The organism is Microseira sp. BLCC-F43 (genome assembly GCF_041929235.1).
GTDB lineage: Bacteria > Cyanobacteriota > Cyanobacteriia > Cyanobacteriales > Aerosakkonemataceae > Microseira.
Genome location: NZ_JBHFNP010000192.1, coordinates 49,910 through 65,133 on the forward strand (window position 1 = coordinate 49,910; position 15,224 = coordinate 65,133).

10 protein-coding genes are annotated in these 15,224 nt (G+C 43.6%); 4 read left to right on the forward strand and 6 right to left on the reverse strand.

The annotated features are described in order from the left end of the window. Nucleotides 1-198 precede the first annotated feature (198 nt). The 4 genes from ACE1CM_RS26685 to ACE1CM_RS26700 all read left to right on the forward strand — a co-directional run bounded on the left by ACE1CM_RS26685 (nucleotide 199) and on the right by ACE1CM_RS26700 (nucleotide 6,132). Nucleotides 199-1,155, forward strand: a complete 957-nt coding sequence (locus tag ACE1CM_RS26685) for a branched-chain amino acid ABC transporter permease (RefSeq protein ID WP_374881879.1) — start codon at nucleotides 199-201, stop codon at nucleotides 1,153-1,155. Between the two features lie 343 nt (nucleotides 1,156-1,498). Continuing rightward, nucleotides 1,499-3,109, forward strand: a complete 1,611-nt coding sequence (locus tag ACE1CM_RS26690) for an NB-ARC domain-containing protein (protein WP_374881880.1) — start codon at nucleotides 1,499-1,501, stop codon at nucleotides 3,107-3,109. 83 nt (nucleotides 3,110-3,192) lie between these two features. Continuing rightward, on the forward strand, nucleotides 3,193-5,370 hold the full coding sequence (locus ACE1CM_RS26695) for a CHASE2 domain-containing protein (protein ID WP_374881881.1): 2,178 nt from the start codon (nucleotides 3,193-3,195) through the stop codon (nucleotides 5,368-5,370). A gap of 12 nt (nucleotides 5,371-5,382) precedes the next feature. Then, on the forward strand, nucleotides 5,383-6,132 hold the full coding sequence (locus ACE1CM_RS26700; RefSeq protein WP_374881882.1) for a DUF928 domain-containing protein: 750 nt from the start codon (nucleotides 5,383-5,385) through the stop codon (nucleotides 6,130-6,132). 152 nt (nucleotides 6,133-6,284) lie between these two features. On the opposite strand, the gene ACE1CM_RS26705 is transcribed toward ACE1CM_RS26700, so the two are convergent. The 6 genes from ACE1CM_RS26705 to ACE1CM_RS26730 form a co-directional block, all read right to left on the reverse strand. After that, the gene (locus tag ACE1CM_RS26705) at nucleotides 6,285-8,855 is read right to left on the reverse strand and encodes a CHAT domain-containing protein (protein WP_374881883.1); all 2,571 of its coding nucleotides are present in this window, start codon (nucleotides 8,853-8,855) and stop codon (nucleotides 6,285-6,287) included. After that, entirely contained in the window at nucleotides 8,845-12,147 is a 3,303-nt protein-coding gene (locus ACE1CM_RS26710; protein WP_374881884.1) for a filamentous hemagglutinin N-terminal domain-containing protein, read from the reverse strand. Before ACE1CM_RS26710 ends, ACE1CM_RS26705 begins: the two co-directional genes overlap by 11 nt. 247 nt (nucleotides 12,148-12,394) lie before the next feature. Next, nucleotides 12,395-12,928, reverse strand: coding sequence for a hypothetical protein (locus ACE1CM_RS26715; protein ID WP_374881885.1), 534 nt, complete (start codon nucleotides 12,926-12,928; stop codon nucleotides 12,395-12,397). Nucleotides 12,929-13,000: 72 nt separating this feature from the next. Beyond that, on the reverse strand, nucleotides 13,001-13,414 hold the full coding sequence (locus tag ACE1CM_RS26720; RefSeq protein WP_374881886.1) for a hypothetical protein: 414 nt from the start codon (nucleotides 13,412-13,414) through the stop codon (nucleotides 13,001-13,003). Between the two features lie 80 nt (nucleotides 13,415-13,494). Next, nucleotides 13,495-13,890: a hypothetical protein gene (locus tag ACE1CM_RS26725; RefSeq protein ID WP_374881887.1), complete on the reverse strand. Its 396-nt coding sequence runs from the start codon at nucleotides 13,888-13,890 to the stop codon at nucleotides 13,495-13,497. A gap of 83 nt (nucleotides 13,891-13,973) precedes the next feature. Further along, nucleotides 13,974-15,155 (reverse strand): PKD domain-containing protein, encoded by a 1,182-nt coding sequence (locus ACE1CM_RS26730; RefSeq protein ID WP_374881888.1) that lies wholly within the window; start codon nucleotides 15,153-15,155, stop codon nucleotides 13,974-13,976. Nucleotides 15,156-15,224 lie beyond the last annotated feature (69 nt).

Below are 15,224 nucleotides of genomic sequence, written 5' to 3' on the forward strand. Positions count from 1 at the left end.
CTCTGCCTTGCACCACTCGTTCCCAGGATCTTGCCTGGGAACGAAATCCGGAGGCCTCGCCTCCATCTCAATCTAAAATCTACAGGACTTACCCAGGGATACTAAATTTGGTAGATGGTGCGTTACGCTATCGCTAACGCACCCTACATATAGATAGAGGGTTTGCGTAAGTCCCGATCTAAAATCTAAAATCCATTTATGACTGAATTTTTCACCACTTACGGGCCTTTAATCGTCTCTATGGTATTGGGGGCGCTGCTGGGACTATCGCTTTACTTGCCTCTAATGACTGGGCAATTGTCTTTGGCGAGTCCTGGTTTTTATGCTTTGGGCGGGTACATTGCGGCAATTTTATCTACTAAAGTTTTTCCCACTCAAAGCGGTTTATTTCCGATTCCCTTGCTGTTATTGGAAATGCTAAGTGCTGCTGTATTTTCTGGGATTTTGGGCATTTTGGTAGGGATTCCAGCGCTACGTTTGCGGGGAATTTATTTGGCACTGGCAACGATCGCTTTTGTAGAAGTGTTGCGGGTTTTGTCGCTGAATTTGGAAATTACCGGCGGTGCTGTGGGGATTTTTGGTATTCCCCAACCTTTTTCAACCCCGATTGAATATTTGTGGATTGCATTGCCGTTGCTATTAATTAGTATGGTTTTACTTTATCGCCTTGAGGGGATCCGGGTAGGTCGGGCATTTACAGCTATTCGAGAAGATGAATTGGCTGCGGGGGCGATGGGAATTAACCCGACTTATTACAAGGTATTGGCGTTTACGCTGGGTGCGATTTTGGCAGGGGTTGTGGGTGCTATTAGCGCCCATTTTCTCAATACTTGGAATGCCCGCCAAGGGACGTTTGATGCGAGTATTATTTACTTAACTTCTGTTTTAATTGGGGGAAATAGGACTTTTGTGGGGCCGGTGTTGGGGGGTATGATATTTACAGCATTGCCGGAAATTTTAAGAGCGATCGCAGACGCTGGTGGTCTACCCAACTGGTTAGCAGCATTCCTGCGCGACGGTCGTTTAATTATCTTCGGATTGCTGATCGTCTTGGGAACGATCTTTTTCCCTCAAGGTTTGGTAACGCCGGATTTGTTTAAGAAACTCAGGCGGCGCCAAATTGAAGAGGACGCTCCCGACGCTCTGACACGGTGACGCGGGGACACCCCATGGTAGGCGCCAGGGGATTCCAGCTATGTAGAATTTTCTTCATCAGAGCGCAACTTTTTTGCCCTCGATCAATTCATTCAAATCTCTTTATGTGAGAGAATAAATGGGGAAATCCCATTCTGTCAAGCTTAACTGTCAAGTTTTTTGTACCCGTCGTACTACTGTCTCCTATAATTTCCGGTTTCCCATCAAGGGAGAGGAGTTGAGAACGCAATTTTGACGTTGGTTTAGGCAAAAGATCCGACTGGCGCGGTTTGGCGGGAAGTGAGAGCGGGCGAACATACACAAAAACTCACTTATAAGTATAGAATAAAATATATTCGCCTAGATGAGCCTAAGTACTGTGATTCCCCAAGATTTCCTGAAAGCGGTAGCAACTGAATACTTTGTGTCCGACAACGAGTTAGAAGTGTTGTCAATGGCGTTGCGGGGCGAACCGATTGTTGCGATCGCCAAAAAGCTAGACCTGACTCCGGAAGCAGTCCGCAAGAGACTCGGCGAGGTGTACAAGAAGTTTCGCATTACCGGCGCAGGACCTGGGAAATTAGCCAAGTTGATGTCCCTGCTTGATTCGCTGCACCAAAAAAGCTTGAAGCGAGACAATTTAGTAAGCGCAGAGTCTGCTGTTGTTTACACTGAGCGATCGCGCTCTCGTCCCCGCCTCGACTGGGGAGAAGCGCCGGATGTTTCGGTTTTCTATGGTCGCACAGAAGAGCTGAACATGCTGAAGCGGTGGTGCGTGGATGATAAATGCCGCATCGTGGCGCTGTTGGGGATGACGGGAATTGGTAAAACTGCTTTATCGGTGAAGTTGGCGGAAGAAATTGGCGAGCAGTTTGATTATGTGATTTGGCGATCGCTGCGTCGCGCCCCTAGTATTGAGAACCTCTTAGATGACCTAATTCAATCTTTACCTGACGAGCGGGCAATTTATCAAACTTATAATAATGACGCTCGAATCGAGCGACTACTCGATTGTTTAAAAAAACATCGCTGCTTGATCGTACTCGATAACTTAGAATCTCTGCTTTGCAGCGAAAATATTGCCGGACAATTTGAGGAAAAACATCAAGACTATGGCAAACTGCTAGAGCGGTTGGGAGAACGCCATCAAAGCTGCATTGTGATTACCAGTCTGGAAAAGACTAAAGAAATTGCCTTCGCCGAAGGAGAAACCTTACCCGTTCGCTCCTATCAAGTTAAAGGGTTAGATCCGGTATATGCCGAAAAGTTTTTACAAGAAAAACAGTTAGTCGATCGGCAACAATATGACTATCTGATTCGACACTATCGAGGAAACCCTTTAGCTTTAAAAATTGCTTCCACCACGATTAAAGAGCTATTTGGCGGCAAAATATCCGAATTTTTGGCGCAAAAAGTGACGTTAGTGCAGGATATTCGAGACTTAATCAAGCAACAATACGAACGGTTATCAGAACGCGAAAAAGAAATCGCCGGATGGCTAGCGATCGTCGGCAATCCACTGCCGTGGCAAGATATCAAATTAAATAGTTTACTCTTCGTCTCTGATGATGAGTTATTCGAGGCTTTAGAATCGCTGCAAAGACGCAATATGATCGAGCGAAATGCAGCAGGATTTACCTTTCCACCTGTTGTGATGGAGTATGTCCGAAACCAATTGAGCGATGGAATTACACGGGAAATTTATCAAGCAATTAAGCTGTCAAAAATTCAACAAATTAAAATGCTGAAAGCTTATTGTTTGGATATTCAAGAAGAAAGAGATGAGACTGTGGAATCCCTCATTCCTAACATCACGGACAAGATTATAGAAACCTTACGCAAGGTTTATCGAGAAGACAGTGTTTTGCAAGAAAAGCTGAGTCAATTATGCTCAAAAATTGAAGAAAAGCCAATCGAAGAAATCGGGTATGCAGCAGATAATATTGATTATTTGATCGAGCAATTGTCAGATTAAAATTCAAGAAACTGGGTTTATGCTTGAATATCAATAGCGATAGCTCGTCCCTGGGGCACGGCAATCATAAAATCTTCATTTGGATGGAATATTTTGGATACCGTGCCCCTACCCTGTGGTTATCTGAATTGATTTATGTTCTTTCTCCGACTATGATTTATTGCCTCAATCCTTGGTGTAACAATCCAGAAAATCCAGAAGATGAATCTTTGTGCCTTGAATGTGGAGCAGCATTAATTCTGAAAGATCGTTATCGCGTCGTTAAGAAGTTGGGTGAAGGGGGTTTTGCACGAGTTTTTGAGGTTGTAGATAACAATGGAAATAAGAAAGTTCTTAAATGTCTAACAAAGCTAGAACATCTGGATTCCTTTAAGCAGGAAGGCAGAGTATTGAAACAATTGTGGCGTCCAGATATATCAATTCCTAGAGTAGAAGCAGGAGAAGATTACTTCACTCATCCTATAGAAGATTGTCCGCCACGAGAAATCCACTGTCTGTTGATGGAAAAAATAGAAGGAATCAACTTAGACAAATGGATGGAAAATCCTGAATATAAACCGATTGAAGAAAAGCCAGCAATTGACTGGTTATTACAATTAATAAAAATCCGGCGATATCTGCATCATGATAAAAAATATTTACATCTTGATATCAGCCCTTCAAACATCATGCTAAAACCAGATGATGGTAAACTGGTGTTAGTTGACTTTGGCGAAGTTAGACAAATTACGAACACTTATTACGCAAGATTAGGTGCGGGAGATGAAGTTGCCAGAAGAGTTATATCAATGTATGCAGCGCCAGAACAGGGAAAACAAGGACTGGGATATCCCCAATCAGATTTCTTTGCTTTGGGGCTAACTTTTGTACATTTGCTGACTGGCAAAAAACCCTGTGATTTCCCGAAAAACGAAGGCACAAAAAAGCCAATTTGGCGAAATAGTGCTAAGCATATTTCAAAGCGGTTGGCTGATTTGCTGGATTGGATGATAGAGGAATCTATAGACAAAAGACCGGCAAATGTAGAAATAATTAAAAACCGTTTAGAAAACTGGCGATCGCTCGTAAATCGTCCTGTTTGGTTACGGGAAGATTGCTGGCAATTTGTTTTACCTACAAGCGCGATCGCAACCACTCTAATAATGGGTGTGCGGTTAACTGGGATATTGCAATCGTGGGAGTTGGCGGTGTTTGATGGGATGATGCGATCGCGTCCATCTGAAACCATCGATCGGCGCATTTTAGTTGTTGAAGTCACCCAAGAAGATATAGGTGGAAAATATCCCGTAGAAGATACAACGTTAGCGAAGTTAATTGAAAAAATAGAACAACATCAACCCCGCGTTATCGGTTTAGATATGCACCGCTATCAAGCCAGACCACCGGGGAGAAAAGAATTCATCGAGCAATTTCAACAAAACTCAAATTTATTGACTGTCTGTGCTGCTTTAGATTCAACACCAAACTTTTACCCACCTGCTGAATTTTCCCAAAAACAGTTAAAGGAACAAGTCGGTTATAGCGATTTAATTAAGGATGATTGGATTGATAATTCAATTCGGCGGCAATTTCTGTCCTACAACCCGAAATTTCGTAAATCTCCGACTTGCATTACTCCCTATAGTTTAAGCTTGGTGTTAGCTAAACGATTTCTTCAGGCAGAAGGTAAACCGCTGACAACTTTGCCAAATGGAGATTGGCATCACGACCAAGTTATCTTGAAACCATTAAATGCGCGGACGGGTGGTTATCAAAACTTAAGTGGCGAGAGCAATGAAATACTAATTAACTATCGTTCAAACCCCAAACCCGCAAATAAAGTGACCCTAACGCAAGTTTTAGCTGGAATTAACCCAGAATTGGTAAAAGATCGAATTGTACTGATTGGCTATACTGCAAAAGTTGCTAGAGATAATTTTAATACCCCATTGGGTGAAATGGCGGGGGTTTGGGTTCACGCACAGATGACGAGTCAAATTATCAGTGCGGTGATGGATAAACGACCTTTGTTGTGGACCTTACCCCAGTGGGGGGATGCTATTTTTGTTTGGATTTGGTCCCTTGCAGGGGGTGCGTTCGCTTCGTCTGTGCGATCGCGGCGAGGTTTAGTCGTCCCTAGCGCCAGTGTGGCAGCGATCGCATTATATTTAATCTGCTACGGCAGTCTCGTTATCAGTGGGTGGATACCGCTGGTTCCTTCAGTATTATCTCTGTTCACAAGCGGCGTTTTGGTCTTTTATATTGCTTCTAAGAACTCATAATCACCATTTGCTATGGTCACCGAGCAGGTTAAGATTGCTTTTGCGATTGCTCTCTCAATCATCAGCGTGCCATTCTACCCGGTGCTTGCACAACAACAGTCTGGTATTCTGGAGAATCAGAACCAAGTCAATGCAAGTCGCGACCGACCACCCAAAGGAACTGCCACAGAAGGCGGTGGACTTGGCGATTCTAGCGCATCTTGCAACAACACAGGTCAGCGACTGACAGCTTTAGTTCCTCGCAATCTGGAACAGCGATTAACCACAGAAGAATATCCCACATTTTGGTTTTATCTTCCCTATTCATCACAAGAAATTGAATCGAGCGAATTTTCACTGCACGAGCGCGACGAAAAACTTATTTACCGAACTTCTTTTAAACCCTCTAAAACTCCTGGAATTATTGGGATTCGTCTCCCTGCCGTTCCTAAATATGCCCTGCAACCGAATCAATATTACCATTGGTATTTAGTAATTAAATGCCAACAAAAGACCCCCAATCAGCGCGTTGCTGTGGATGAGTGGGTGCAACGAGTTCCGTTAACTCCCGAAAGCGAGGTTAAAATGAACGCTGGGAATCCAGAAATTTGGTATGACGCTTTATCCCGTTTAGCAGAACAGCGTCTTAGCAATTCAGAAAATGAACAACTCAAACGCGATTGGATGAATTTATTAACATCTGCTGAGTTAGATTCCACTGATTTGGAGGCTATGGGTAAAATACCTGTGGTTGAAGTCATACAACTCGTGGATAATGGTTAAGAAACCCGGTTTTTTAGAAAAACCGGGTTTCTGGTTGTTATATGATGTCCGGTAAATTACCCATAATACCGTCACCCTAAAGGGTGCGGCTACACAAACTAAGCCCGCCTGCGCGGGCTTATTTTATTAGAGGTAATCGACCGGACACGATATTAAAGCCAATTCCCAACTAAAACATAAGGTGCCCAAACATTGGGAGCTTTGTATTGCTCAAACAGGGATTTTTGACTTAGTTGCAATGCTTTTGCTCGCGTCATGTTTGGTTTAGATAACTCTTGGTAAAATTTTGCCATTAGTTCGGTATTGGCTGCATCCCGTGCTTCCCATAACGTTGATATTGTACTGCGTGCGCCTGCACGCACTGCAATTCCAGCCAGTCCTAAAATCGCTCGGTTATCTCCTTGTGCTGTATAGCAAGCACTCAGGACGAGTAATTCGATAGTTTGAGATTCGCTTTGACGGTTCGATTGAATTATGTTAGCTAAATCTTTACCCTTGACTAATTGATTGTAAGCCACAATAAATGTACCATCCGGTTCAGAACTGAAGACGCCGTGAGTTTTAATATGGATGGCTGAAAAGTTTTCTGATTCGAGTTGCTGTTGGATATTTGCCAGGGTAAAATTCTCATTTACAAGTGTTTCGCTGGCAGATGCTTGCGTTTTTATTTGATTTAACTCTTGGTCAAAATATCTAATGCGCTCGTAAAATATTCCCTCGATTGTTTGTGGTTGACCAACGCCACCAATAAATAATTTTAAGCTTTTTTCCAGCGGTTTGGGGGCGAAAATTTCCAATTGGGGAGCCACAGCAGTTGGATATTTTTCAAACAGATATTTTTGACCGTCGTGGAGAATTGTCATCGGGATATTTCGCAAGTCTCCATCTAGAACAAATACTAAAGTTTCAATGTCTTTGCGGCTGCTAATTGTTGGTTCGATAGGTTTAAATATCCATTGATAAAATATCTGCGCTTTTTGGATAACTTCATCGCGGCGATTCGGTGCGTTTAAATATTCTTTTAACTCGGCGATCGCATTGTGTACCTGGTTTTTGTCAATCGCAATTTCATGATATTCTAAAACTTTTTCAGGTAACTGTAAAATGACGGCTAACCGTTGGTCTAACACAATCGGATAAATAATGGCAGCTTTGGGATCGGGAACTTTGTTAATTACAACTAATTTAGACAAATCGCAGCCTAAAAAGTTTTCTATTTCGGCAAGTTGCAGCGCATCAATTTGTTTGATTGCTTGTTGAAGGTTTTCTTGACTGGGTTCGGATTGCAAAAGTAAATCAACTAACTGACGATAAATTGGTTCGACTTCATCGCGAAAGGAAAATTGACCTTCGGGGTTGAGTATAACTAAGTTTTTTCGCAAATATTCAAGGGTTTTAACGGCTTCGGTGTAGGAGGCGATCGCTGCCATTCTATTCCCAGTATTATTATACAATCTTCCTAACTGCCACTGCCATTGATAGGCGATATCAAAAAATTGATTACATTGCGCTAACTTTAATGCTGTTTCTGTGAGGTTAATCCCCTGTTGCGGTTGTTGATTAAACTCATAAAATTGTCCTAAATAACCAATTGCGTAGGCTTCTAAGCGCCGATTGGCTAAGGTTTTGGCTTGTGCGAACGCTCTACTTAGGAGAGATGGAATTGCTTCATTTATAGGGTTGAGTTTAAGTAGACTGCGAGAGAGGTTTATTTTAGATGCGATCGCCAACAAACTCGGAGATAATTCGCTTACCGCCTGTCTAACTTCAGGCCAAATTTTTTCTGCCTCTACTCGTTGTTTTGTTTCAATTAATAAATTGAGTAAATTAAGTTGTGCTTGCAGTTTGATTTGGGGTGAAGTTGCTTGTGCGATCGCAGAGCGATAGAAATTAACAGCTTTTTTACTCTCCACTTCAGCCCTTTGCGGATCGTTCACACTTTGCGCGCGTTTGAATTGAGCAAAGGCGGTATTTCCCAAACTCAGTTGAGTGGCAATAACTGCTGGCGTTGCGTTTAACGATAGGGCTAATTTTAAACTTTCTTCTAAGATAGCTTCCGATTGCTTTAAATCCCCATTCACTCGCAAAACATCACCCAAACTCCGGTATACAGTTGCTTTTAATTCCGAGTCGGATTGAGTTTCGATAGTTTTTCGGAGTTGTTCTAATAATTGTTCGGCGAGGCGATATCTGCCTAAAGCTTGGAGTGCTTGAGTTTGGTTGAGTTGGCTGCCAATAACTCCATTTTCATCTTTGGCTTTTTGATATTCAGCTTCCGCTTGTTTCCAAGTATTTAAAGCTGCTTCGGCGTCACCTTGTTCGAGTTGCTGTCGTCCTTGTTCGTTGAGGGTTTGTGCTGTTTGTAAGATTGATTTGAACCGCAGAGACGCAGAGGAAGCAGAGAGGTTAAAAGGGGTGATGATGGTGAGGAATAGGGAGAGGAGAAGTAGGAGGAGAAGCGAGAGCGATCGCTGTCTCTTTCTAGTAATTTTAGCCTGCGTAGGCAGGCTTTGTTTGTGTAGCGACACCCTTAAGGGTGTCATAATATCGAACGAGTGGGGGGTGATGATGGTGAGAAATAGGGAGAGGACAAATATGAGGAGAAGCGAGAGCGATCGCTGTCTCTTTCTAGTAATTTTAGCCTGCGAAGGCAGGCTTCGTTTGTGTAGCGACACCCTTAAGGGTGTCATAATATCGAATTTCAGCCAAGGTTTATTTCCCATAGCAACCAATTGGTAAAGAAGGACTATAAGGCGTCGCTGCTGCCGGATCTGCTGTTAAAATAATCTCACCATTTGCACCGCGCACCCAACCTTGTGCTTCGACAATTTTGTCTGGTGTTTGTTGTCGATTGTCAGTTGCAACTGAATCAGAACGAGTATCTCTCCAAATTGCCTCGCTGGTAAAAGGTTGGGTGGGATTTGGCGGTAACCCTCCCGTACCAGTAATCGTAAAACTAGATGTTTCTCTACCTATTGGTTGACAACCTGTGACAATATTAGGAGATTCGTCAATTCCTGGAATGTTAACTAATCCTTGGGTAGGGTCAATTTCGGGGGTTTGAATTTCTACTATTCCATCAATTCCGAGTTGGGAACTAGCATCGATATCGCTATTCAAAGATCGATAAATTGCTTGCGTATTAATTTGAATGTTACCACCTTGACCTCGAATTGCATTGGCGCGAATATCGCTATTTTCTAATGCAGCTAAAGTATCTGAATTAATATTAATATTGCCACCATTGGCAGTACCGAAAGCGTTGGTGGTAATGTTGCTGTTGCGGCGCATTTGCAAGGCTTCGGTTTGTAACGAAATGTTGCCGCGATCGCCCACTCTAGTTTCCGCACGCAAGGAACCTCGGTTATCCAAACGCACAGTGTCAGCAGTAATATTTAAGTTACCTGCCGCACCCGTACCTTCGCCACTGACGGTGACTTGTGCGCCGTTGCGGACGGTTAAACTTCCAGTTTCCACGTTCAAATCTCCGGCATTTCCCGCACCTAAAGTACTAGCAAATACGCCACTGGGGACTATATTACCTACAGAAGTACCAATAATTTCGATAGAATCTTTGGCATTAATTGTTACTCTTCCTCCCAATCCCGTACTGTTTTGGGTTGTTCCTGCACCAATGCGCGAACCATTTTGTACGGTTAAGTTGCGCGTGTCAATATGCAAGTTTCCGGCATCACCTGCACCCAAAGTGTCGGCAGAAATAGCAGCACCATCTTGGAGGTTTAATCTAGGAGTATTAACAGTTAAATTGCCAGCTTTTTTATTTCCAAATGTGGCAGTTGCTAATCCGCCTCTACCAATCAAAGTCACAGATTCCGAAGCATTTACGGTCAAATTTCCACCTAATCCGGTTCCCAAGGTAGAAGTAGTCGCACCTGCACCATCGCGGATAAGCAATCTGGGAGTTGTAATTATTAAATCGCCTGCATCTCCCGAACCATTGAAATTAACTGTAGCAAAACCTGTCAAACTGCGGCGTTGTTGAGGGTTTTGGATAATGAATGAAACAGTGTCTTCTGCGGGAATAAATGCACCTGGGTTATCGCCAACTACTTCTACAGATTCGGTAGCGTTTACTGTCAGAATTCCTCCCTTACCTACACCTGTTGTAAGTGTTGAGACTCCTGCACCAAAACCTTGGAGGATTATTCTAGGAGCATTAATTGTGAGATTACCAGAATTGCCATCGCCTGCGGTTCCGGTTTGAATGCTACTTAACGCTGTAACTTCTACTAATTCTGAAGCATTAATTGTTAAATTTCCTCCTTTTCCCTTGCCACCTGTAGAGGCAGCAATAAAGGCACCTTCTAGGAAAATCCCCCTAGCATTGACTAATAAGTTACCAGCGTTTCCAGCACCAAGACTACTCGAAGAAAGTCCGCCGCGTCTGACTATATTTAACTGTCCAGTGGTAACGTTCAAGTCGCCAGCATTACCGCTACCAACTGCTAAAGTAGCGACGATACTGCCATTGCGAAGATCTACTAATTCTCCGGCATTGAGGGTGAGATTACCACCGGCGCTGCTACGCGTGGTTGCAGATAGAATGCCAGCGCGATCGCGTACAATTAACCGAGGAGTTGTAACGGTCAAATTCCCCCCTTCTTTCCCTCTGCCAAACGTTCCCGTCGCTATCCCGGTGATAAAAATCGGCAGTCCTATACTAATCTCAGGAGAGATATCAACTCTATCATCTATTGTCCGAGTCCCGATAATTTCCAAACCATTGGTCGCATTTACTATTAAATTTCCTCCCCTACCTCCCACGCTGGTAAGCGATGCAATTCTTCCCCCTTCTCGAATCGTCATTTCGCGAGTATTAATCGTTAAATCTCCCGCATCTCCCGCCGCAAAACTTCCGGTAAATATACCATCTCGCAGCAAACCTTCGTTAAAAGCACCCAGCAAAAGAGTGGGAATTAAATTTTCAATCCTTCCCGTTCCAATAATATTAACCGAGTCAGAAGCATTGATAAAAATATTGCCACCACGACCTTCACCAAAAGTGTATGCAGATACCAATGCGCCATCTTGTAAGGTAAAATTATTGGCTTGAATCGTTATATTGCCGCCATTTTGATTTTCCAAGGTATTGGCAATAACCTGGGATTGTCCGGTTAGGGTTACCTGTCCTCCTGTTATTTGAATATCGCCCGCACCAATATTGCTGGTATCTAGAATTGCCTGTTGGTCAAGTTGAATATTTCCATAATTAGTAACCAATTGTTGGTTATTATTTCCCAATAACCACTGACCGGAACTTACTGAAGCAAGTTCAATCCGTCCTCCAGGTGCGATTATATTTCCGCCTGCAATGGTGACATCTCCCCCCACCAATGCTAAAGTTTGTCCCGGTTGCACTGCTAAACGCGAACCTTGCACTTGAATCGGTGCAGCATTCGTACCCAATTGCAATCCAATCGGCACGTTAACTGTTAGTAACGGGGTAGTTTGTGCGGTAGATACGGTACTAAATTGCCTCCCATCGGCAAAGTTCAAACTTCTTGCCGTACTGGCAAAGAATGAACCGCCAATATTTAACCTGGCATTGGCACCAAAAATAAGTCCGTTTGGGTTAATCAAGAATAAATTAGCAGTTCCGTTGGCGCGAATAATGCCATCAATATTAGAAATATAATTTCCCGTAACGCGGCTAAAAATATTTTGGATATCTAGGGCGTTGTTAAAAAAAGCCTTGTTGTTAGTGGGGATAGAAAATGACTCAAAACTGTGGAATAAATTATTACCCGTGCGAGTTCCACCTTCAATAATATTGATATTTCCATTCGGCGTGACGGTGGAATTAACTGGGAGAGTGGTATCGGGGGTAATTTGCGCCAGGGTGGTGCTGGGGAATGCGATCGCAAATAAAATCGCCAGGATAACTCGTTCGTAGTTGCGCTTTAGCGCCCTTGCGGGTTTATTAATCGATTGCGTTAGTTTCCCATACCTTTGGTAAAACCCGCCCCTACAATTTTTTGAACTGTTTTGAACCATTTTAGATACACCTTTATGCGATCGCTCCTTATTTTAGTTGGTTGAGTCGATACCCCCAACCCCCCTTGCCAAGGGGGGCGGTGTTGTTCTACCTTTGGCGGGGGTTGTTTTTATTGTCCCCCCTGGGAGAAGGGGGACTTTCTTTTTCTTGTCCCCCCTGGGATAAGGGGGACTTTCTTTTTCTAGTCCCCCCTGGGATAAGGGGGACTAGGGGGATCGACAGTATTTTTGCCAGCTTGAAAAAATATTACACCAGAAGAGGTTGTTTAAAAATGGGTAGACCGTCAGGCGATCGCACAATCTTTCCCCGACTATCCTTTTCCACTGCACAGAACACATAATTACCTTGTGCATCTCGCTGCAAGCGAATTCCTCCCGCAGCAGCTTCGTAAGCGGGGGTATAAAACTGAGGAATACCTTGATATTCGACAATTTCACCCGTTTCCTCTTGCAAAATCGGACAAGTTACCAACTCACCTGTCGCATCAAATACCCAATCATTTTTCTCAGGATCGCGCAAGGGAGTAGGATAAATTGGCAAGCCATCAGATGTGCGAATCAATTCACCTTTATCATCGCGCAACGGCATTAAAAATACAGGTTCCCCATTAGGTTTGCGAATCAATTCGTTAGTCTCGAGGTTGCGTAAAGGAATCGCACTCGGCGCGGGCGGTGTTATTTCTGATAATTCTGGGTGGGGTGGGTGCAAACTGGGTAATTGGGCATCGGTGGGAATCTCGTAATGGCGGGTATATTGCACCGCTGCTTTGTGGAAACCCAATCTTTCTAATAATGCGTGGATGCCAGTTTGTTCGGCTGAAACTAGGACGTCAATATCCGTGAATTTGAGATTTTATGCTGTTTTAATTCCGGCTTCGATTAGTTGTGCGATCGCATCCGGTTTCCGATGGTTTGGTTGCACGTACAATCCCAAAACCGAACCGACGCGGCGGGGTTGAAACGGATTTTCTAATTGTTGGTATTGCTGCAATTCTTCGGGTAAGCTAGCGGGTGGAGTTTCGTCGTAAGTGTAGGTGAAGAAAAAGCCAACAATAGTTTTCGATTCAGTTTCGCCGTCGTTATATTCTAAAACCCAACAGTAGGAAAGCGGTTTGCTTAATTGATAGGCAACGTATTGCTCAAAATCATAATTGGGTTTGAGCAACATCGAGGGGTCAACCGATTCCCGTTCTTGTGCGAAGGCGGTCATTAGGGGTGCAATAGATTTTGCATCTTCGGGAGTTGCGAGGCGATGAGTGTATGGCATAGTTTTTGATTGGTTGTCGTGTAGTTTATTTGTGGCAAAAAGTGAGCTTTGATCGAGGTTAAATTTTGTCAGCCTTTTAGTTACTGGAATATTTTATATTCCCTAGAAACAGCCTCGATATAAATATCTCCTTCCAAGCGAAAGCGAATCAGTGATGATTCCGATGCTTCAAGTGTTTCATTTTGAAATTGGTAGGATAAAGCTGATAAAGCTTCATTAATACCTGATTCAATTTTTTTAAGATCAACTTCCCCTACCCAAAAGCAGAAACCTTCATTATCTGCGTTCAAAGGTTGGGAAAGAACCAGATGAACAATTCGGTAAAGTTCGATAGCTACATCACCTGATTCTGGCCCAAAAGTAAACTCAAGGCGCAATCCCAGATTTGACGGGATGAGGGAGATGCCAATCAAGTCAGCACTTTTTAAGTCTTCCAGAAATGTTGTAAGGTTTTGGGTAATTGCGGCTGGATTCATCGGCGATCGCTAACCATCATTCTTGCGATTTTAGCACGGGCGATCGCTCTTTTGAACTGAAGAGCGATCGCACTGCTATATCATCAATCAGTTACAACAGAATTCAAAGCTTTCTTTTGCTGTTTGCGTTTCAGCAGCGAACTAGCACCAAAAGCACCCAATGTTAAAATACTCAATACAGAACTAGGCTCAGGAATAGAAGTAGGTTCAGGAACAGAAGTAGGTTCGGAAATAGCTTTTACCTTGAAAGAACCGTAAGCGAAACCGCCATCACCATCTGAAACTCGCAAACCTACAGTATGAAGACCGGGACTCAAGAACGACCACTGACCGCCAAGGCCAGTAAAATCATCAAACAAGCCATCACCATTGAAGTCCCAATCGTATGTCAAAATATCATTAATTCCGGCATCTGTTGCAGTGGCGGCAAAATCGAACAGCGTTGAGGTACTGATATCCATCAAATCCTGAGTCAAACTGGTGATAATCGGGTCAACGTTCAGGACATTCAGAGTTCGGGTAATAGTATTGCTATACAAACCACTGGTGTCCTGCGCTTGTACTGTATAGCTGAAGTTGCCTTCATCAGGAAACAGACCTAAATTTGCACTTATTTGACGGGTGCCTGAAGTGCGGGAATCTGTGCCAACAGGTTTGCCGTCAACAAGGAAGCTAATCGCTTCTCGGTTGGGATCGGTGGCTTTCAGCGTTGCTGATACTGACTCACCTTCAAAGATAGTGAGATCTGCATTTTTGCCGTTAAGTAATACACCAGTGAGTGTGGGAGGAACAGAAGGTTGAGTGGCGGAAATTGCCCCACGGAATACGAAAGTATTATCGTAGAAGCTCGTATCCCCCAATCCCCATATGTCTTCAAACCCAACGATTGCTGTTTTGGGATCTACAAACGTCACAACCGCATGAGGGAAGCGATCAGCGTTGCGAGATCCGGGACCCATTAGGAAGGTATTCCCGGTATCACGAACATATATCCCAAAAACAAGTTCTTGCCCAGCTGAGAAGCTTCCCAAATTTACGATCCTGCCAGTTTCCCGGTTGTTGGCTATGTATCGGTATCTTGGCGAGTAAAGACCCAGATCGCTAGTGTATTTAGCTCCTGTTGGCAGAACTTGTACCGATACGTTTCCCCCTGTAGAAAACAGCCGTCCTCCAAGAAGAGTTGCTGCCTGTACTGTATTAACGATTCCCAAAACAACTGATGCTGCTCCTGCTAGAGCAATTGAAAACTTTTTTACAGCAGTCATAGAACCTATGTTTCCAAAAATGTGTATTTTGGTAGAAAAAATGGTTTGAGGTGCGATAGATATGAAAGT

Coding starts and splice junctions, on each gene's coding strand:
- ACE1CM_RS26685 (WP_374881879.1), top strand. CDS start 199: ATGACTGAATTTTTCACCACTTACGGGCCTTTAATCGTCTCTATGGTA.
- ACE1CM_RS26690 (WP_374881880.1), top strand. CDS start 1,499: ATGAGCCTAAGTACTGTGATTCCCCAAGATTTCCTGAAAGCGGTAGCA.
- ACE1CM_RS26695 (WP_374881881.1), top strand. CDS start 3,193: ATGGAATATTTTGGATACCGTGCCCCTACCCTGTGGTTATCTGAATTG.
- ACE1CM_RS26700 (WP_374881882.1), top strand. CDS start 5,383: ATGGTCACCGAGCAGGTTAAGATTGCTTTTGCGATTGCTCTCTCAATC.
- ACE1CM_RS26705 (WP_374881883.1), bottom strand. CDS start 8,855: ATGGGAAATAAACCTTGGCTGAAATTCGATATTATGACACCCTTAAGG.
- ACE1CM_RS26710 (WP_374881884.1), bottom strand. CDS start 12,147: ATGGTTCAAAACAGTTCAAAAAATTGTAGGGGCGGGTTTTACCAAAGG.
- ACE1CM_RS26720 (WP_374881886.1), bottom strand. CDS start 13,414: ATGCCATACACTCATCGCCTCGCAACTCCCGAAGATGCAAAATCTATT.
- ACE1CM_RS26725 (WP_374881887.1), bottom strand. CDS start 13,890: ATGAATCCAGCCGCAATTACCCAAAACCTTACAACATTTCTGGAAGAC.
- ACE1CM_RS26730 (WP_374881888.1), bottom strand. CDS start 15,155: ATGACTGCTGTAAAAAAGTTTTCAATTGCTCTAGCAGGAGCAGCATCA.